Source organism: Pseudoalteromonas rhizosphaerae (assembly GCF_028885455.1).
GTDB lineage: Bacteria > Pseudomonadota > Gammaproteobacteria > Enterobacterales > Alteromonadaceae > Pseudoalteromonas > Pseudoalteromonas rhizosphaerae.
Map to the genome: position 1 here is coordinate 1,629,233 of NZ_CP118496.1, position 20,313 is coordinate 1,649,545.

Annotated in this window: 18 protein-coding genes; 12 read left to right on the forward strand and 6 right to left on the reverse strand. The window is 40.9% G+C overall.

Annotation, left to right across the window (positions count from 1 at the left end; all coding sequences use genetic code 11):
• Positions 1–97: 97 nt before the first annotated feature.
• Complete coding sequence (speA, locus tag PVK79_RS06975) at positions 98–2,011, forward strand: biosynthetic arginine decarboxylase (RefSeq protein ID WP_145240667.1); 1,914 nt, start codon at positions 98–100, stop codon at positions 2,009–2,011.
• A 1-nt stretch (position 2,012) separates the two neighbouring features.
• Complete coding sequence (gene speB, locus PVK79_RS06980; protein ID WP_145240669.1) at positions 2,013–2,936, forward strand: agmatinase; 924 nt, start codon at positions 2,013–2,015, stop codon at positions 2,934–2,936.
• Positions 2,937–2,989: 53 nt separating this feature from the next.
• Here the strand turns inward: speB and PVK79_RS06985 are convergent, their stop codons facing one another.
• Genes PVK79_RS06985 through PVK79_RS06995 form a run of 3 tightly spaced genes read right to left on the reverse strand, consistent with a single transcriptional unit; the run spans position 2,990 to position 5,516 of the window.
• Entirely contained in the window at positions 2,990–3,388 is a 399-nt protein-coding gene (locus PVK79_RS06985) for a DoxX-like family protein (protein WP_145240671.1), read from the reverse strand.
• Positions 3,375–4,397 (reverse strand): M48 family metallopeptidase, encoded by a 1,023-nt coding sequence (locus tag PVK79_RS06990; protein ID WP_257325568.1) that lies wholly within the window; start codon positions 4,395–4,397, stop codon positions 3,375–3,377. Before PVK79_RS06990 ends, PVK79_RS06985 begins: the two co-directional genes overlap by 14 nt.
• A gap of 9 nt (positions 4,398–4,406) precedes the next feature.
• Positions 4,407–5,516 carry a YjgN family protein gene (locus PVK79_RS06995; RefSeq protein ID WP_182732423.1) on the reverse strand — a complete coding sequence of 370 codons (1,110 nt, stop codon included), beginning with the start codon at positions 5,514–5,516 and terminating at the stop codon, positions 4,407–4,409.
• Positions 5,517–5,690: 174 nt separating this feature from the next.
• On the opposite strand from PVK79_RS06995, the gene PVK79_RS07000 reads away from it, so the two are divergent.
• The 8 genes from PVK79_RS07000 (at position 5,691) to msrB (ending at position 14,875) form a co-directional block, all read left to right on the forward strand.
• Positions 5,691–6,422 (forward strand): RNA methyltransferase, encoded by a 732-nt coding sequence (locus PVK79_RS07000; RefSeq protein WP_145240683.1) that lies wholly within the window; start codon positions 5,691–5,693, stop codon positions 6,420–6,422.
• An 80-nt stretch (positions 6,423–6,502) separates the two neighbouring features.
• The gene (locus PVK79_RS07005; RefSeq protein ID WP_257325569.1) at positions 6,503–9,898 is read left to right on the forward strand and encodes a chromosome segregation SMC family protein; all 3,396 of its coding nucleotides are present in this window, start codon (positions 6,503–6,505) and stop codon (positions 9,896–9,898) included.
• 39 nt (positions 9,899–9,937) lie between these two features.
• Positions 9,938–10,690, forward strand: coding sequence for a cell division protein ZipA (zipA, locus tag PVK79_RS07010; protein WP_182732421.1), 753 nt, complete (start codon positions 9,938–9,940; stop codon positions 10,688–10,690).
• A gap of 93 nt (positions 10,691–10,783) precedes the next feature.
• Entirely contained in the window at positions 10,784–12,805 is a 2,022-nt protein-coding gene (ligA, locus tag PVK79_RS07015) for an NAD-dependent DNA ligase LigA (protein WP_145240689.1), read from the forward strand.
• The gene (locus PVK79_RS07020) at positions 12,798–13,142 is read left to right on the forward strand and encodes a DUF3392 family protein (RefSeq protein WP_145240691.1); all 345 of its coding nucleotides are present in this window, start codon (positions 12,798–12,800) and stop codon (positions 13,140–13,142) included. The genes ligA and PVK79_RS07020 overlap by 8 nt, the downstream gene beginning before the upstream one ends.
• Positions 13,139–13,642, forward strand: coding sequence for a DUF2919 domain-containing protein (locus PVK79_RS07025; RefSeq protein WP_182732420.1), 504 nt, complete (start codon positions 13,139–13,141; stop codon positions 13,640–13,642). Before PVK79_RS07020 ends, PVK79_RS07025 begins: the two co-directional genes overlap by 4 nt.
• A gap of 28 nt (positions 13,643–13,670) precedes the next feature.
• Positions 13,671–14,111, forward strand: coding sequence for a hypothetical protein (locus PVK79_RS07030; RefSeq protein WP_182732419.1), 441 nt, complete (start codon positions 13,671–13,673; stop codon positions 14,109–14,111).
• Between the two features lie 323 nt (positions 14,112–14,434).
• The gene (msrB, locus tag PVK79_RS07035; RefSeq protein ID WP_145240697.1) at positions 14,435–14,875 is read left to right on the forward strand and encodes a peptide-methionine (R)-S-oxide reductase MsrB; all 441 of its coding nucleotides are present in this window, start codon (positions 14,435–14,437) and stop codon (positions 14,873–14,875) included.
• Between the two features lie 193 nt (positions 14,876–15,068).
• Here the strand turns inward: msrB and PVK79_RS07040 are convergent, their stop codons facing one another.
• From PVK79_RS07040 to istA, 3 genes are all read right to left on the reverse strand, one after another.
• On the reverse strand, positions 15,069–16,730 hold the full coding sequence (locus PVK79_RS07040) for a tetratricopeptide repeat-containing response regulator (protein ID WP_145240699.1): 1,662 nt from the start codon (positions 16,728–16,730) through the stop codon (positions 15,069–15,071).
• Between the two features lie 186 nt (positions 16,731–16,916).
• Positions 16,917–17,690: an IS21-like element helper ATPase IstB gene (gene istB / locus PVK79_RS07045; RefSeq protein WP_182762799.1), complete on the reverse strand. Its 774-nt coding sequence runs from the start codon at positions 17,688–17,690 to the stop codon at positions 16,917–16,919.
• A complete protein-coding gene (gene istA, locus PVK79_RS07050) occupies positions 17,687–18,721 on the reverse strand; it encodes an IS21 family transposase (RefSeq protein WP_182762801.1) in 1,035 nt (344 codons plus the stop codon). The genes istB and istA overlap by 4 nt, the downstream gene beginning before the upstream one ends.
• Before the next feature lie 173 nt (positions 18,722–18,894).
• Here istA and PVK79_RS07055 point away from each other — a divergent pair, with 173 nt between their 5' ends.
• Positions 18,895–19,215 (forward strand): XRE family transcriptional regulator, encoded by a 321-nt coding sequence (locus PVK79_RS07055; RefSeq protein ID WP_257326743.1) that lies wholly within the window; start codon positions 18,895–18,897, stop codon positions 19,213–19,215.
• A 354-nt stretch (positions 19,216–19,569) separates the two neighbouring features.
• Positions 19,570–20,280 (forward strand): hypothetical protein, encoded by a 711-nt coding sequence (locus PVK79_RS07060; RefSeq protein WP_257326744.1) that lies wholly within the window; start codon positions 19,570–19,572, stop codon positions 20,278–20,280.
• The last annotated feature ends 33 nt before the right edge of the window (positions 20,281–20,313 follow it).

Sequence of the window (20,313 nt, forward strand, 5' to 3'; positions counted from 1 at the left end):
CGTTACGAGCAAAAATACTTGTTGGACTTGATAAGCTATTTTTCCTTTAATGCGCGCAACAGCCGCAAGGCATTCATCAAATAAAAGAGAAAGATAAATGAAAGAGACAACATCACTAGAACAAGCTCGCACGAGTTACAATGTTCGTCATTGGAGCCAAGGTTTTTTTGGTATTAATGATCAAGGTGATGTGTATGTTGCGCCCAAGGCTGATGCCCCAGAGCAAACCATCGCACTTATTGATATTGCAAAACAACTTGAAGATAAAGGCTTGAGTTTACCTGCGTTGGTTCGTTTTCCACAAATTTTGCATCACCGCGTGCACAGCTTATGTGCTGCATTTAATACTGCGATTGAAAGCTATGGTTATCCAAAAGATTACTTGCTTGTTTATCCAATTAAAGTAAACCAACAGCGCGAAGTGGTCGAAGAAATTGTTGCAAGCCAAGCGAACGTAGAAAAGAAACAACTCGGTTTAGAGGCGGGCAGTAAGCCTGAGCTATTAACAGTATTGGCATTAGCTGAAAAAACCAGTGCAGTGATTGTGTGTAATGGCTACAAAGACAAAGAATATGTGCGCTTAGCATTAATTGGCGAAAAGTTAGGCCATAAAGTGTACATCGTACTTGAGAAACTGTCTGAGCTGGACATGGTACTAAGCCAAGCTAAAGAGCTGAACGTAAAACCGCGTATTGGTATTCGCGTGCGCTTAGCGTCGCAGGGTAAAGGAAAATGGCAAGCTAGCGGCGGTGAAAAATCAAAATTTGGTTTATCCGCTTCACAAGTATTACATGTTGTTAATCGTTTAAAAGAGACTGATCAACTTGATTTAGTTCAGTTGGTGCATTTTCACTTAGGCTCGCAAATGGCGAATATTCGCGATGTGCGTTTAGGTGTTAGCGAAGCGGCGCGTTTTTATTGTGAACTACGCAAACTCGGTGCACAAATTGAATGTTTAGATGTCGGTGGCGGTTTAGCGGTTGATTACGACGGTACACGGAGCCAGTCTCACAACTCGATGAACTATAGCTTAGCTGAGTATGCAAATAATATTGTCTACACCATTGGTGATATTTGTAAGCAGTACGAGCAACCATTCCCGACTATTATTTCTGAGTCTGGGCGTGCATTAACAGCGCATCATGCAGTGCTTATCTCTAATGTGATTGGCACTGAAAGTTATGAGCCTGAAGAAATTCAAGCGCCAGCAGATGACGCGCCATTATTGCTCAATAACATGTGGCTGTCGTGGCAGCAACTTCATGTGCTGACAGACGACCGTGCATTAATAGAGATATATCATGATAGCCAAGGTGATTTAGCTGAAGCACATAACCAGTTTGCGATGGGATTATTAGATTTAACTCAACGCGCCTGGGCTGAGCAAATAAATTTACGTGTGTGTTATGAGCTTAATAAACACATGGATAACAAAAACCGTTTTCATCGCCCGATAATAGATGAACTTAATGCCCGTTTAGCGGATAAGTTTTTTGTTAATTTCTCATTGTTTCAGTCATTGCCTGATGCGTGGGGAATCGACCAAGTATTTCCGGTATTGCCATTAAGTGGCTTAACTGAGGCACCACAAAGACGCGCAGTATTGTTAGATATTACCTGTGACTCTGACGGTGCACTAGATCATTACGTTGATGGGCAAGGCATTGAGAGTACCTTACCAGTGCCGGCATTTAGTGCTGAAAAACCCTATTTAATGGGCTTTTTCTTAGTGGGGGCATACCAAGAAATTTTAGGTGACATGCATAACCTATTTGGCGACACCCACAGTGCAATGGTACACATGGATGAGCAAGGCGACGCAAGCATTGTAGAAATAAACCAAGGTGACACTGTAGCTGACATGATGCGCTATGTTCATCTTGATGTAGAAGGTTTTCAATCATCGTACGCACAGCTAGTGGCTGCAAAATTACCAGCAGATGAGCAGCAAAGTGTGCTTGATGAATTGCAAGCAGGTTTAGACGGTTATACTTATTTAGAAGAGCTTTAATATGACCACTTTGTTTGATCATCCAGATCACTCATTGTATTCCAATGGCATGACGTTCTTACGTCAGCCAATGGTACAAAATATTACTGACATCAATGCTGATGTTGTGGTCTTAGGTTTGCCATTTGATATGGCAACCTCAGGACGTCCAGGTGCGCGTTTAGGCCCTGATGCGATTCGTCGTGCATCAGTGCATTTAGCATGGGAAGAAACAAAATACCCATGGACGTTCAAATTGTTCGAACGCCTAAAACTGGCTGATGCTGGAGATTTTACTTACCCTGTCGGTGACGCTGAATACTTTACCGCTAAGCTTGAACAAGCTGCGACGGGTATTTTAAGCCAAGGTAAAGCAATTTTAGGTTTAGGGGGCGATCACTTTGTAACTTTACCGTTGTTACGTGCTCACGCTAAGCGCTTTGGTAAAATGGCGTTGGTGCATTTTGATGCCCATACTGATACTTATAGTAATGGCTCACGCTACGACCACGGCACCATGTTTTACCATGCGCCGATGGAAGGGCTGATTGATGTTGATCATAGTATCCAAATTGGTATTCGTACTGATTTTGATCAAAGCAAACACGAGTTTGCAGTGATTGATGCGATGGCCGCCAATGATTTATCGGCGCAAACGATTGCTGAGCAGATTAAAGCGAGAGTAGGTGATTTACCTGTGTATATCACTTTTGACATTGATTGCTTAGATCCGGCGTTTGCCCCTGGTACTGGAACACCGGTATGTGGTGGATTAACATCAGATAAAGTACTTAAGATATTACGTGCCCTTAAAGGCATTAATATGATTGGTATGGATGTTGTTGAAGTATCACCTTCGTACGACCAAAGTGAGCTTACTGCGATTGCTGCAGCCACTATTGCTAGTGAGCTACTGCATTTGTGGGCATTAAAGCATAAGTATTGATGTTATAAATAGAGTTTTACAACAAAGGGTATGCCAACGCATACCCTTTTGTTTTACAGGCTCGTATTATTTGTAATAGTTATTTCTTTTAACCAAATAATACTTAACACAATAAGTGGTACGTTAGTTGTAACAGGGTTAAACGCTTCAATAAGTAGTTGTGGTTGCATTATTATCACAGCAAGCAAGAGTCCACTAAGCGCTAAAATGTTTAAAATAACTAAGTATTTATTTTTATAAAATAAAGCTAAACACAGGCCAAAAATAATTTCTCCAACACCTGCTGAGCGGGTAATAAAATCAGACACCTCAGTTGAAAAACCCGCACTGCCGGTCATAAGCTTTTCAAGAGGCGCTATATGATAAAGCTTTGGGAAAAAACCATGATATATCCATGTTAATGCTACTACACCGCGGGCAAGTTGCATATAAAGTAGGTTATTCTCTGGCATTATCTATTCGCTCTTGTGCACTTGGGTGGCTAGATAAATACTCGAGTAAATTATTCACTTTTTTAAGGTGCTCGTTTTCACTGGTATGGCTATATTGGAGTGTCTCTATTGCATCGGCAAAGTCGTTACTTGAGTACCCTAAATACTCCAATTGCGTTAACGCAAAACTGTCGGCCTCGCGTTCCATATCCCTTGAAAAACCTTGCTGTGCAAATGACGCGCCAGTCCCCAGAGCAACTTCTGCAATACCTTCTAAGTCACCAAATATTACCGCTAATACAATTGTACTTGCAGCTGATTGCGCAGTAATGCGCACACTATGCTGGTGTACTATATGGCCTATTTCGTGTAGTAATACTGCTTTTAGGGCATTGGGTTGATCGACAAGTAAATTAACAAGCTCATCTGTTATCACAATACGTCCATGCGGTAGTGCAAATGCATTAGCGCCAAAATGTTCAGATTTATAAAAAGATAATCGATATATCGATTTATCAAGTGATAGTTGCTCAAGCATGGTATTAAAATGTTGTTGTATCTTAGTTTGTTGTTCAACCGGCAATTCGCTATCATCGAGCGCTAACTTTTTAATCACCGTAAAGCTTTGTTCACCCATTTGATTAATCACATTATGCGGCAGTGTATCTATGCTATAAACCGCAATTGCTGGCACTGCTTTGTAAAGCGCTAGCCACATAAACATTGGTGTAAGTATAACGGCAGCTAAAATAGCCCATTTACTTTTTTCTAGGCGTTCCATTATCTGATGATTATTTGATTTAAATGGCCACCTGTAATTTACATCTAGTGGAATAAATCGACTGCCATCGGTAAAGCTTAACTCGTCGGCAAGACCAGCCATACCTGAATTTAAATTAAGTTCAGTAATGGCGTGGCGAGTTATAATGTATTCATCGTGTTTTATGTCAATATGTGTGTCGCTAATACTTGCGACACACTCTTGATAATTACTCGATGCCTTAGGAAAGTAATGTCCTTTTACATGCATGATGAGCTCTTAAGTTAATGAAAGGTCTATATCAAATACATTTGCAGCTTCTTCAGCGAAAGATGATTGCTGTGCTTGTTGAGTATCGATTAAGTTTAATGCGCCAGAATAAATATTCACCGTAGTTACATCAGCGAGCATTTTTGATGTACGTACTTTTGTCCACGGGTAAGCAAGTCCTAAAGAAAATACAATAGCGAGCATGTTTGTTAAAAGTAACATAGCAAAAGGTACAGGTTTTAGTTCTGACTTAAACGTTGCTACACCTTCAAACTGGCTATTATCAATAATATGGTTACGGATAGCAGCTTTCCACACAGCAGTTACTATAGTAATCATAAACACATAAGCGGCCATTAAAGCAGCAAACATAATTATCATCGCAGATGGGTCTTGTATATTTTGTTGGTTTTCTGCGTTTAGTAAATCGAGACCAAAAAAACCTAAAATGGCCATAAATATCACCATAGTGATAGAACTAACTACAAAACAAATAAGTGCTGTGAGGTAATAGGTTTCACCTTTTAAGTTCACCGTCAGTGGTTTGTCGCCGTAGCTAATGTTACTGTGAATATAGCTGTCGATACGCTTTAAAACATAAGGCATTAATAAATATAAAGTAAATATGCTTGCAATCGGCAGTAGGATAAAGTTAACAAAGGCTTCGCCATAATTACCTTGAAACGAAAAACACACATTTCGGTGGCGAGTCATACGCATATTAAACCGTAGGCCTTGGTTAATAATCCATGGCATTAGAAATAGAAATCCAATAGCAAACAATAAACCAATAATAGGTAAGAAGCTGGTGGCAAAGGTATAAATTAAAAAAACCGCCACCGCTAAAATACGGCCTTTTAAAATTTGCATCGGTGTTGCTAAGTAGTCAAAGCCGTGTCCGTCTATACGTGTGTGACCATAAAAGTAGCGGTATGTGCGTACTTTTGCCCATGCTGAGTAAATACCGAGTGTAATAACGCTGAGTAAAATATTGACAATCCAAATACCAAAATACTCAGCAGCTTTACCCTTAAATTGTACTTTCCCGCTAAAAATTGGCGATGCACTTTGGGTGTTTGTTTTGTTAGGCTCGTCTGGGGTTGGGTGTGTTGATTCCATTAAAAAATATATCCATGCTGTTTTTTGTAAATTTACCTTTTTTTGGTAATGAAAACAATCTTTATCATTATCCTAGCTTGTTGTTTGTAGTGTGATTTTATTGGTTTTAATGTTTGTAGGGCTGCACTTTAAATCATCTCTGGTATACTGAGCAGATAATTTAATGGGGCTATTATGATTTCAAAAAACCAACTCAAACTTATTCGCCAGCTTGGCCAAAAAAAGTACCGTAAACAATATAGTCAATATCTTGTTCAAGGTGAAAAAAACGTATTAGAGTTACTAAATAGTCCATTAAAAGCCAAAGACGTTTTTGCAACGCAAAGCTTCATCGATAGCTATCAAGATAAGTATCAACACGTTAACTTAATTGCAGCGGATGAAGATGTGTTAACTAAAGCAAGTACTTTAGTGAGTAATAATGCCGCTATAGCTATAGTTGACATGCCAACAGCGAGTGCACCGCAGGCAAGCGGTTTAATCTTAGCCCTTGATGGTGTATCTGATCCGGGCAATTTAGGTACCATTATCAGAGTAGCTGATTGGTATGGGATCAAGCATATTGTCACCAGCACAGATAGTGCCGATGCTTACAACCCTAAAACTATTAGCGCCACTATGGGCTCGTTTGTTAGAGTCTCAGTGAGCCAAGTTGAGTTGCCTGCGTATTTAAGTGGTTTAAACTTACCTATTTATGGCGCTTTTTTAGATGGAAAAAGCGTGCATAAAACTCAATTTACAGGTCAAGGTGTTTTGTTAATGGGTAGTGAGTCTCATGGAATACGTCAAGCTTGCGCAGCATTGGTAACAGATAAGATAACCATCCCCGCTTTTGGTGGTGCAGAATCTCTCAATGTAGCCATGGCAACGGGTATTATTTTAGATAATTTTAAACGCCAAGCTTAATCTCTGTACTTACTTTTATCGTCAAGAACGGTTAAATTAAATACTCAAGCTATAACAATAACAATCGGTAAACCAATTAGATGCGTTTGAGCACCATAAAATTAGCGGGTTTTAAATCTTTTGTAGAGCCCACTAAAATTCCATTCCCAGATCAAATGACCTGTGTCGTTGGCCCAAACGGCTGCGGTAAGTCTAATGTCATCGATGCTGTGCGTTGGGTGCTTGGCGAAAGCTCTGCTAAAAATCTGCGTGGCGATGCCATGATCGATGTTATTTTTAATGGCTCAACCAATCGCAAACCTATTTCTCAAGCGTCGGTAGAGTTGATTTTTGATAATACCCAAGGGCACTTACCGAATACTTTTGCCGATCGAAACCAAGTGGCAATTAAACGTTTGGTAACACGCGACGGGCAATCGCTGTATTTTCTCAATGGCAGTAAATGCCGCAAACGAGATATTACCGATATATTTTTAGGCACAGGTCTTGGTCCGCGTAGTTATGCGATTATCGAGCAGGGCATGATCTCGCGTTTAATTGAGAGTAAACCGGCAGATTTACGGGTGTTTTTAGAAGAAGCTGCAGGCGTTTCAAAATACAAAGAGCGCCGTCGTGAAACGCAAACCCGGATCAAAAGTACCCGCGAAAACCTTGAACGCTTACTCGATGTTCGCCAAGAGCTGCAAGCACAAGTTGATAAACTGGCAGTACAGTCAGTTGAAGCAAAAAAATACCGCGAGTTAAAAACCCAAGAGCGCACTTTAAAAGGGCAACTAGCGGTCTTAAAATGGCAAAAGCTACATCAGCAACAAGTGACTAAAGCCGACAAAATGGCCAAGCTGAATGAGCAAATTAGTTTTTTTAAAACCGCTCATTCAGGTCATGACGATGTACTAGCAAGTCTTGAAAACCAAGTGCAATTGCAACTTGAAAAACTCAATGATGCGCAGCAAGCCCAGCACCAAACGCACACTGAATTGACTCGTGCTGAGCAACAGCAAATAAACTTAAAACAACAACAACAAGCGTTTAGTCACAACCTGATCAAACAACAACAGTTGCAGTTACAAAATCAGCAGCTGCAACAACAACAAAAAGACCATACTGATGAGTTACAAAATGCGTTACAAGAGGCAATTGAACATACTTTAATATGTACAGAGCAAGTCACTGAGATGGCCGACGCGGCGGCACAGTTGCAAAGTGCCAAGCAGCGCAGTGCTTCGGATTGGCAACGAGTTAATGAGCAGTTTCAGGCTATTAATACGCAATATAGCAAGCAACAAAATATAGCCGAACAACAGCTGCAAAATTTGCACTATATTAAAAACCAGCAAACGGCATTAGAAAGCGAATTAATAGAGCTGGCAGAAAATCCAATTGCTGAACAAGTAGCGCAGCAGCAGCAGTTAATGCCGTCACTAACGCAAGAGTTAGCAGCAAAACAAACTGCCTTAAACAAAGTAAATAGTAATCATCAACAAGCTCAAACCGTGTTACGCACCTGCCAAGATGCACATCAAACACTAGCACAACAACAAAACGAGAATAAAGCCAAAATAGCAGGCTTGAATACAATACTCGCAGATACTCCAGCGCAAAGTAGTGGCGATGTTTTGGCACAGTTAGTTGTACGTACTGGATTTGAGCATGTGGTTGAACAAGCATTACAAGGGCTTGAACAATTAAATGTGACATCTACAGCAACACCTAACGGAGTATGGCCAACTACCGACACCGCACCGCAAAGCTCATTAGCGGTGTTTATAGAGCAAGGGGTTTACCCTGATTTATTACATCGCATTAAGTATAAAAATGATTTTGCTCATAACGATTTAGCGGATGAGTATTGGCTTGCAGTGATTGATCGCCAAGGTAATATTCAGGGCCGCAATTGGTATCAACAAGCCAGTAAAAGTGCGGAAAATTCGTTGCTGATCAAACATAAACAGTTGGCCGAAGCAACCCAGTTAGCATCTCAACTCAGTGACGAACTAGCTATACAAAGCAAGAAGCTTACAGAACAACAGCAAGTCTGTGAGCAATTGAAGGCACAAAGCGAAGAGTTAAAAGCAGCGGTACATCAGCTTGCTCAACAAGTGGCCTCAGGAAGCACTCGTCGCGATATGCTCAAAGAGCAATTACAGCAGTTTCAGAATCAACAACATAAATTACAAGCAAAGCTACAGCAGTTAAACGTTGAACACACGAGCATAGAGAATAAAGTGGCTGAACAACAGCAACATATAGCAAGTGTGGTAAAACAGCGTGATGAAATAAGTGTTGCGCTTAATGATGCTCAAGTGCAGCAGCAACACACTGATGAGCAATATAAACAGGCAAACGCTCAGCTTGAACAGTATAAAACGCTTGCCCATCAGGCGACGCTAAGTGAGCAAAAAGCGCGCAGTGAATGCCAACTCAGTGACACTAAATTACAGCATGCAACGACCGCCAGCGAAACCGCCAGTGAAGCTGTCAGTGAGTTAACCGCGCAAATTGAAGAGTTGGTGATCCCATTAGAAGAGGTCGCAGAGCAAATAATATTATTGTTGGAGCAACATCAACAAAGTGACATTGAACTCAAAAATTTGCAAAGTGCATTGACGGAAGCTAAAACAGCTTTTGTAGATAAACAAACAACGCTTAAAGCGTCGCAGGGGGAGCTGGTACTTTTACAAGAACAATTACAACAACTTGCCCTCGAAGAGCAGAGCTTATTAATTAAAGCACAGGCAGCTCTTGAACCTCTGGGTGAGTTACAGCAAAACTTGAAAGAAGTATTGGCACAGCTCCCTGAAAACGCCAATATAAACACTTATCAAGGACAGCTTAATAAAGTAGGACAAAGTTTAAGTGACTTGGGCGCGGTAAACTTAGCGGCGATTGATGAGTTTGAACAAGCGCAGCAGCGTAGCCAGTATTTAGATCGTCAAGTCGAGGATTTAAGCAAAGCATTAACGACACTTGAAGGTGCAATTGGAAAAATTGATCGCGAAACCAAAACGCGTTTTAAAATGACTTTTGATCAAGTGAATCTCGATTTTGGTCAGTTATTTCCTAAAGTATTTGGCGGCGGCAGTGCATATCTTGAATTAACCAGTGATGACTTACTGGAAAGTGGTGTTAGTATAATGGCACGCCCACCGGGCAAGAAAAATTCAACAATTCACCTTTTAAGTGGTGGAGAAAAAGCGCTGACCGCATTATCATTGGTATTTTCAATATTCAGGCTCAATCCAGCTCCGTTCTGTATGCTGGATGAAGTTGATGCACCATTGGATGATGCGAATGTTGGGCGATTTTGCCGATTAGTGGAAGAAATGTCACAATCGGTGCAATTTATTTATATCAGTCATAATAAAATTGCCATGGAAATGGCTGGCAGGTTGACGGGTGTAACAATGGCTGAACCGGGCGTTTCGCGTGTGGTCGCTGTAGATATTGAACAAGCGGTGCAAATGGCACATGCATAAATATTAATATTTGAGTAGATAAATAATAAAGGTGAGGGGATGGCCGAACAATTAAGATGGGTTTTAATCATTATCAGTGTAATTGTCATTGGTGGATTATTAATACATGGCCTATGGTCAGTTCGTAAAAAAGACGCACCCGTTGCGACTAATGATGAGCGGGTTGAGCCTGCAGATCAGGCGTTTACTGAGCGTCAAAGCGAAGCTGAGCCAGCATCTCTTACTGAGCGTGATGAACCGCAGTTTGGGGATTTAAGCTTTAGTGCTGATGAAAAACATCCACACACTTTTGCAGCGTCAGATGACGAACTTGCCGCTGAGGTTGATGATGTGACTACTGCAACAGATGCAAGCGAAGAGGATGAAGCTGAGCAACCAGCTGCAAGTGACTTTATCATTGTGCATATTCAAATGCCTGAAGGCTTGAATATGGAAGGCAGCAAATTATTGCCAGCAGTAAATACACTTGGCTTTAAGTACTCTGAAGAAGGCTTTTTTAATCGTCATTTAGATCCAGCTGGCCATGGTCCAGTGCTGTTTCGGTTAGTGAACATGTACAACCCTGGTACTTTCGATATAGATAATATGGAACAATTTAGTACAGGTGGGATTAGCTTGTTTATGACCTTGCCGTGCGATGGTGACGGGCTTGCTGCATTTAACATGTTGCACAGTGCGGCTAAAAAATTAGCAGATGAATTTGGCGCCGTTATTTTAGACTCACAACGAGAAGAAATGACCGTTGACAGTGTGCGTAATTATGTTGAAAAAGTGAGACGCTTTTCAGCTTAATCACCTGCAATATACAGTTAATTAATTAAGAATTTTATAAGCCACTTGGCGATAACTCGTTTAAGTGGCTTTTTTATGTTTTTTGAGGTCAGTATGTCCACTTTAGTGTTAGCGCAAATAACGCAACTTCGTCAGCAGTTAGAAGATCACAATCATAATTATTATGTACTTGATAACCCAAGTATTCCTGATGCAGAGTATGATCGTTTATTACAACAATTAAGTGCGCTTGAGGTAGCAAACCCTGAGTACTTGAGTACTGATTCACCGACCCAGAAAGTAGGTGGTGCGGCGCTTGCTAAGTTTGAGCAAGTCACTCATCAAGTGCCGATGTTGTCACTTGATAACGCTTTCAGTGAAGAAGAGTTCAGCGCTTTTAATCGCCGCATTAAAGAACGTTTGATGGATAACAATGAGCTGACCTTTTGCTGTGAACCAAAACTTGACGGTTTAGCGGTGTCGATTTTATACCGTAATGGTGTGTTAGTGCAGGCGGCAACACGTGGCGACGGGCACACCGGCGAAAATATTACCACTAACGTTAAAACGATTCGTAATATACCGCTTAAATTACGTGGCGATGACTTTCCTGAGGAAATTGAAATTCGTGGTGAAGTGTTCATGGATAGCGCCGGATTTGACAAACTTAATGCTGAAGCCGAAAAGCGTGGCGACAAAGTATTTGTTAATCCACGTAATGCAGCCGCAGGCAGCTTGCGTCAACTCGATTCAAAAATCACCGCCAAGCGACCTTTGATGTTTTATGCCTACAGTATTGGTGTTGTTACAAATGGCGAATTACCAAGTGATCATTACCAGCAATTGGCTAAGCTAACTGACTGGGGGTTACCACTTTGCCCGGAAACAAAGTTAGTCGAAGGTCAGCAAGCTGCTTTGGATTACTATCAAGATATACTTGAGCGCCGCAGCAGCTTGAAGTATGAAATTGATGGTGTGGTGATCAAAATAAATAACAAAGCACTACAAGAGCGGTTAGGTTTTGTAGCGCGAGCTCCGCGTTGGGCGATTGCGTATAAGTTTCCTGCGCAAGAAGAAATCACTCAGCTACTGGATGTTGAATTTCAGGTAGGGCGCACTGGCGCAATTACCCCTGTGGCTCGTTTAGAGCCGGTATTTGTTGGTGGTGTCACGGTTTCAAATGCAACGTTACACAATCGTGATGAAATAGAGCGTTTGGGTGTAAAAATTGGCGATACTGTGATCATTCGCCGTGCTGGTGATGTGATCCCACAGATTACTCAAGTGGTATTAGAGCGCCGTCCAACAGATGCCAAAGAGATTGAGTTTCCGGCTACTTGTCCAATTTGTGACTCCCATGTTGAACGCATTGAAGGTGAAGCCGTAGCGCGCTGTACAGGAGGCCTGGTGTGCCAAGCACAGCGTAAAGAAGCGATCAAACACTTTGCTTCACGCAAAGCACTCGATATCGATGGCCTTGGCGATAAAATTGTTGAACAGCTGGTGGACAGAGAGCTCATTAAAACGCCAGCAGACTTATTCATACTTAAACAAGGACATTTTGAATCGCTTGAGCGCATGGGGCCAAAATCGGCGAAAAACCTAGTAGCTGCACTTGATGATGCAAAACAAACGACGTTGGCTAAGTTTTTATACTCATTAGGTATTCGTGAAGTCGGTGAAGCGACGGCGCAAAATTTAGCTAATCACTTTTTAACGCTAGATAAAGTAACTGCGGCAACAACTGAAGCGTTAGTCGAAGTTAGTGATGTTGGGGAAATTGTAGCCAAGCATGTGCGTGGTTTTTTTGCTGAGCAACATAATTTAGATGTCGTAACTGCCTTGCTGGAGCAGGGTATTCATTGGCCAGAACTCACGCCGCCAAGTGAAGACTCACAACCGTTAGCAGGCTTAACCTATGTGTTAACGGGTACTTTGAACGAGCTTAATCGAAATGATGCAAAAGCACGCTTGCAGCAGTTAGGGGCGAAAGTTTCAGGTAGTGTATCAGCTAAAACCGATGCGTTAATAGCGGGTGAAAAAGCCGGTTCTAAGCTCACAAAAGCACAAGATTTAGGCATTGAAATACTGACCGAAGATGATTTAATTGCATTACTGGCGCAACATAATGGATAGCATTATTACGCTTTTTCAGGATTTAGCACTGACCTTTGGTCAGTGGCTAAAGCCTTACTTATATAATATCGCATTGTTACTGGTGGTGTGTTTGGTGTCTTTGTATGCAAATGAGATTATTAAAACCACGAAACGCTTTGTAGCAAGGCGCCACTTTATACTCAGAGTATGTGCATTTGTACTAGTAACCGGGTTTGGTTTTGGCTTATTAGTAGTATTTGTCACTCCATTACTAAGCCAGTTACTGATGTTTTTTGGTGTGCGCTGGTTAGGTGTTACAGCCGTGGCTGCATTTATATTACTTGGCGTAGTAGCCGAGAGGAAAAACCAGTTATGAAGCGTTATGGACCAGAGTATTGGGACAAATATGGCACCTATCGCACTCCAATCGCGTTTCATTTGAGTTTATTGGTATTACTTCGTGCCTACTTTATTTGGATCATTGCGGCACTGAGCAGGCGTCCTGAGCTTGATTTAATGTCATTAGTGTTTAGATCTAAAGCTGACTTTTTCAGTGCGTTGGCTATTGGTGCAATAGCCATTATTCCTGCCGTAATTTTTTGTTTGCGCAGGCCACAAAAAAGCGCAGACAGTGCAGCATGGTTAGCGCGAGTGTGGCGTTTTATGCGTTGGCCATTATTAGTATGTGCAGCGATAGATTTAAGCTGGCTGATTATTCAAGCCGCCCATAGTTATTATCAGTTTTCGATGTTTTTAGCGCTGCAAATGGTGACGGTATTGTGGGTATTATTATATTTAGCAAAAAGTCGTTATTTAACGGTGTTTTTTAATGATTGGCCCGATCCTGAAACCGATGAAAAAAGTTCAAGTAAGTAATTTAGGTTAACGTTGCAAGGAGTCTTTGATGCGTAAAATTAATCAATTACTGGCGCTGATAGTCGGCTGTTTCGGTATCGTGTTATTATTGTTGAGTGTATTTACCATGTTATTTCAGCAAGCGTGGTTTGTATTTCTAATTGCTCTGTGGCTATTTGTATTTAGCTCATGCTGTTATCGGCTAACACCACTATTTAAAGCACGTAATGGCCTAGATAAGTTTATTCGACGCGAACAACAGCACCTTTTGTTATTTTCCCTTTCAGGTTTTTTTGACCGCACTCACGGCCCGCAATGGCTGCCTATAAATAGTATCAAGAAAATACAGTGTCATGATGACCAATTTTTAATTATCTTCAGCGAGCAGCATCAATGCTCAATAGGCTTACCGGCAACTAAAGCGGAGCTAATACAATACTTTAATGCACTATTGACTAAAAATGAAAAGAAATTAATTACAATTGAATGAAACTAAATAGTGAGCAACACGGTATATATGTCAGCGCCTTAAAAAGCATAGTGGGTATGAAATATAGTATGCAACAGCAAATAGGCTTAGGAGTGAGCTGCCATTAGTGTACTGAAGCGATAAGATTTAGCTTTGATTACGCAAATATTATTAGCCAGTGAGTTTAAACATTCCCCTAGCCAGTATCGAAATTATTATTTTTCAACCCCTACAAAACCATTTTGTGCAGTGCGGATAAATCCAGAGCTGACAATGTTATTAGCGCGATACCATGATAATGTGGATAGCAGTAAATTAACCTATCTTACTCAATGAGGTCAGTTATGTTGAATTGGAATGATATTCTAAACTTTGCCAATAAAGGCAATCCTGAGCCGAGCCGTAAAGTAGTAAAAACCGAGCAGCAATGGCGTGAACAATTAACCGAAGAAGCCTTTTATGTGACTCGTAATAAAGGCACAGAGCGCCCGCACAGCTCAGATAGCTGCACCTTGTTTGAACCTGGTAAGTACGCCTGTGTATGTTGTGATAACTTATTATTTGATGGTGATGAAAAATTTGATAGTGGCACTGGCTGGCCATCATTTACTCAACCCGCGCAACTAAACTCGATTGCTTATAATGGTGACAAGACCCATGGTATGCAAAGAATAGAAACTGTGTGTAATGTATGTGATGCACACTTAGGTCATGTATTCCCTGATGGGCCAATGCCAAGTGGTTTGCGTTATTGTATAAACGCGGTCTCATTGAAGAAGGTGTAATTTATTAGCTCGTAATTGACAATAACCAATGCCTTACTGAATTTACATGATACGATTCCAGTAAGGCTGGATTTTAAAAGTCATATCACCGCTTATCAGCGATATTTTTAATTTCGTATTCCTCATTCTTATAAACAACACCTTATCTAAACTATTTATTTAGCCTGCTCTTTGCTGAATAATATTTATTATTCTATTTGGTTTTGCCAGGCTCTTCTAGATTAGCAAGTGTTAGCCCCATACTCGTTGCTTGTTGTACTATTTTATTAAAGCGTTGTTGCTGCTCGTTGTCTAATGGTGTCGTATTGAGTAACGCATAGCATTTTTTTGCCATCATTAGGTTTAAGGTTTGGCCATTTTGCTTGGAATTATCAAATAGACACTGCAATAAATTTAAAGCAATACTAGGATTACGAGGCATTACTCTAAATGCTTGTGTGAATGCTTCAAGAGCGGTATTTAATTGACCACGATTAAACTGTGTAACTGCATGGTTATTCAGCTCTTTAGGGCCCATTTTTATATCACGGCGTTCACTTTGTTGTTGTTGAATATAACGTAAATAAACAGCATCACTGACTGTTGGATGACGTTCACAATGACTGATAATTTGGTTAAATAACGATTGTGCTTTGTGATGAAACCCTAGCTCATGAAATGCCTTTGCTTTATCAAGTGCGCCGTCTACAGAGCGAATATGGCTATCGTCATCGTCGAGCTGCTCAATCAACTTTTTCGCTTTTTGATGTTCGTCTTTTAGATAGTGTAGACGGGCATTTAAAACATCTATTTGCGCCTGATTGTGACTATTTGGAAATTGGCTTTTTAAATCAGTTAAGTATTGATTAGTTTGTCTTGAAATCCTTTGAATCTGATCGCTCTGATCTGTTGTTAAAGCAAAATCGATACCAGCACGTGCAGCATTTAAATATACGTCAGGATGATCGTGAATCGAATGTTTGGCAAAGTTGGCGATATCTTTTTGTGTTAGATAATTTTTTTCATAATCATGATTTACCAGCGATACATGGCTAAGTGATTTTTGGCGTTCGATATTGCGTGGAGCAATATCAACAGCTTGGCTTAAAAAATCTTGCGCTAATTCAAATTGGTTTAATTTAATCTCCAGTTTACCAAGTAAATCGAGTGCGACTAATCGTGTTTCATGACGTTGCAGCATCGTTTTCAGCATTCTTTGCGCAAGAATATGCTCATTATTAGCAATTAATGCTTCAACTAAACCTACCTTTGCCCATGTGAATTTTTGAATATCAAGAACTGATTTAAAGAATGCTTTTGCAGTATCTACTCGTTTTAAGCGAAGTAGGGCGTCACCTTTTAAACGCAATAATATTGCACTATAAGCATTGCCTTTTTTATCAAGCGCGGCATTGATTGCTTTTAGTGCTTTAGAATCATTACCATCGTCAATGAAATTATATATTGCTTGTAAATGATTTTTACGCAGTAAAATTCGTTCTATACGCGTTTTAAGGTCATGTATTGTGAATGGCTTGACCAAAAAGTCATCGGGTTGTAGTTCAAGCACGCTGTGTACCAAAGAACCACTGGTTTCAGCTGAAATAAAAATGAATCCTGTAGAGTTTTTTATTAAACGCTTAACGCGTAACTCTTCATATAGCTGATAGCCATCTTGGTGCTTACTCAAATTAAAAGAGCAAACAATCAGATCAAACTGTTCACTGGTGCACTGCTCTTTCGCTGAATTTGCATGTTCAGCAAAGCGCAGCTGTCGAAAGCCAAGTTTTTCGAGCGACTGTTTCATATAGCTTTGAGCAAGAGGCTGCTCTTCAACTATAAGTATTTTTGCATTAGAAAAAATCTTTGCTGGCATTAGACTTGTGACCACATGAACGTATCAGAGACTATAATAAACAGTCTAGTCGCTGACAAGGGAATTTAAAATTTAATACCGCAGACTTCGCTTATTTGATCAGTTATGGGTTTTAAAGTAGCTTGATTATCCAAATGTCAACAACAACCGAAAAGTGATCCACTCCACCATTTGAATAATGATCCACTATTTATTAAGGTTTTCCATTAATCCGGCTTGTTTCTTTTCTTTGATCCTATAACTTTCCCCCTTAATTTGAACAATATGTGAGTGGTGTAAAATTCTATCTAACATCGCTGATGTTAACGCTGTGTCATTCGCAAAAATGCTCCCCCATTGTCCAAATGGGAGGTTACTGGTGAGTATGACCGCTCCTTTTTCATAACGCTTTGCAATGACATCAAACAATAATTTAGATTCCTGAGCACTAAACGGTAAATAGCCTATTTCATCAATTATTAGTAGCCTGGGTGCCAGAACTGAGCGCTGCATCACTTGTTTATACTTATCTTGACGTTGCGCTGTGGTTAATTGCAATATTAAATCAGACGCGCTAATAAAGCGGGTTTTTAAGCCTGCTTGCACTGCCTTGTAACCTAGCGCACTGGCAATATGTGTTTTGCCTACACCTGATGGCCCGAGCAGAACGACGTTTTCTTTTCGTTCAATAAACGAGAGTGTGGCAAGCTCGTTAACTTGTTTTTTGGGCACACCGGTGGCAAACGTAAAGTCAAACTCCTCAAGCGATTTTAATGACGCAAATCCAGCCATACGCGTAAACATAACCTGTTTACGTTGGTGCCGGTACGCCTGCTCACCTTGCAGTACGCGCTCTAAGAACTGTAAATAATCCCATTCCTCTTTTGCTGCTTGCTGCGCTAGCGCTGTTGCATTTGTTTCAACACCGGCGAGTTGCAGCTCCTCCGTTAGTTCATGTAAGCGTGCGAGTTGCAAGTTCATAGTGCCTCCGAGAATTGCGCGTAAATGTTTAAGTCATGATGTAACGGGTGAGTCTCGAAGGACATATCAAATACAGGTATAGCCACTTCTGCCGGCTGTGGTGGTGCAACAGGTTGGAGCGGGGGTAAAGGTTGTAGGTACGCTTGCTCTTCTTTTAATCTATCTGCGGGCTTTACTTTTATTGTGTCGTGAATGCGCTGGTTAGCCACTGTGTTCAACCAGTTAATGACTTCAACATTGGCTGTTTCAACGTCCAAAGTAAGTTCAAGGGCAAATAATTTAGTGGCTAATGGCTGATAAAAGTTATCGCGCACATAGCGCACCATTCGCTCTACTTTCCCTTTTGTTTGTGGGCGGTAGGGTTTACAGAGCTTTGGAATGAACCCCATTTCTTTACTAAATTGATAAAAGCATTGATTAAAGCGATGTTTGCCTTCACCGTAAGCATCACGCTCTATTACCACTGTTTTCATATTGTCATACCACACTTGCTGTGGAATGCCTTGGAAATACTCAAAGGCTTGGCGATGACACGCTTCGAGTGTTTCATAGCGCATGTTATCAGTGATTGCGACAAACAATGCACGGCTGAAGCCTAAAACAGCGACAAAGGCGTGCAGTGGTGATTTCCCACCTCGCATTTGGCCCCAATCAACTTGCATTTGTTTGCCCGCTTCTGTTTCAAAGCGAATAATGGGTTGGGGTTCAACGCTACCTCGATATTGATACAAGTACTGGCGTAGTAACGATATTTCTCCGGTATAGCCTTGCTCTTTAATTTCTCTGAGTAAAACAACGGCTGATAAATGTATTGGAGCGGCTTTAGCTAATCGAGAATGTAAATACGGTTTAAATGCCTCTAATTTTGAAATACCCGTTTTACGAGTAGCATAATGCGGCTCGTCAAAGTCACCTTGAAGGTATTTTTTAACGGTGTTGCGCGATATGCCCAATTGTTTAGCGATGGCTCGTTGAGACATGCCTTGCATGGCTAAGACTTTTATTTTCATGAACTCTTCTTTTGAAATCATGGTGCTTATCCAAAAGCACCAGTGTTAAGTTAACTGGATCAGATTTCAATTGTTGAAGTGGATCATTTTTGCATTGCTGGTAACACTAGGGTTTGCACCAGCTCGCAGCCCGTAGCTCAAAGCCCGTTGCGTTGTATTCTTATTTACCCTCATTGTCTTCTCTTTGTGCAAACATGGTTTTAAGTGATGTATTCACCACAGAGATTAAGAGGCGCTGCGCTTTAGAGGAATGCTATATCAAATCGCGCCAGCATCGTACTTTACTTTATACCCAAAGCACGTTCGCTAAGATGGTTGGTGTATCTCGCTACACGGTACAAAAGCTTGAAGAAGGTGAGGTAGTAAAAAGCGATATATTGTTTGAAGCTCTCGTTATTCTTCAATTGCAAGGCTCGTTGCTGGATGAAATTAACGAGCTAGCCGCGGATGTGGGGGGTTATAATGCAAGACAGGGTAAAAGCAATAAAACTCAGGTGATTAACGATGACTTCTGAAGCTTAAGTGTTTATTGACAGTTTAGAAGACAACCCCATTATTTGTAATTTTTTTAAGTTAAATACACAAACAGGCCGAGGTGATGATGGCCGATATGCTGGTATCGATAATTTACTGTCGCAAGCCAAATGCCTTAGTCTGAACAGGCTCAAGCAACAAGAATAATTGCGGAGGTTGAGAGCTATACTCTATGAGTTTAGACGCAATATAAAATCACTGTTACGGGGCCGTCGCAACTTGAAAACTCATCTAATGAGGCGAATAAAGCGAGAGGCTGATATTTTAAACTGAAAGTCTTGCTGCTAGCGTAAAAAATGCTACGCTATCCCTAATTTAACGACAGTGATGTATATATGATTAAAAGGATTTTATTGGCTATCTGCGTGATTTCAAGCAATAGCACATTGGCCGCAGAGCAGTATTCGCAATCACGGTGTGATGTTATTAAAGCCGAGCGAGAAAAAGTTCAGGATAGAATGAGGGCAGGGTATAAGGCAGCTGAAGGTGAGCGTTTACGCAGGCGCTCAACTGAGTTGTTTGAAATATTGGGTCGTCACTGCATAAGCCCAACTAATGGGAGGAGCCACAGTTCAGGTTCACGAACTTATACTCGCTCATCTGCTAATGATTTATTAAATAAAAAAGTTCATGATTCAACGGTCTATAGTAAAACATACGACAGTGATAGCAAACGACTCGCGTGGAGTAGTTTTTACCAATACCCTGAGCGCTGCCGTGCTAAAGAAATGCAACAAACTGACTTTGTTTGGTGCAGTGAAAATCGAGCTGAGCAGCGTGCAAAATTTGAAGCCCAGTGGCAAGCACCAAGCAAAGCAAGCGCGAATGTTAAACAGCCAACGGTTGTTTTATCTCAACAAAACACTACTGCAATACCCACAATTACACATTCGATGACGCTAATCCCAGTGTCAAAAGCTGATACCCGTTTGAATACAGTTGCTTTGGAAAAAGAAGGCTATAACTACAAAGTTTGGCAATTAGTGGCTGTTGGTTGTCTTGCCTTTATGGGCGTTTTTGGCGCTTACCGCTGGTTTAAAGATTAAGTGCAAAACAAGTCGCGATATAAAATCGCTGCT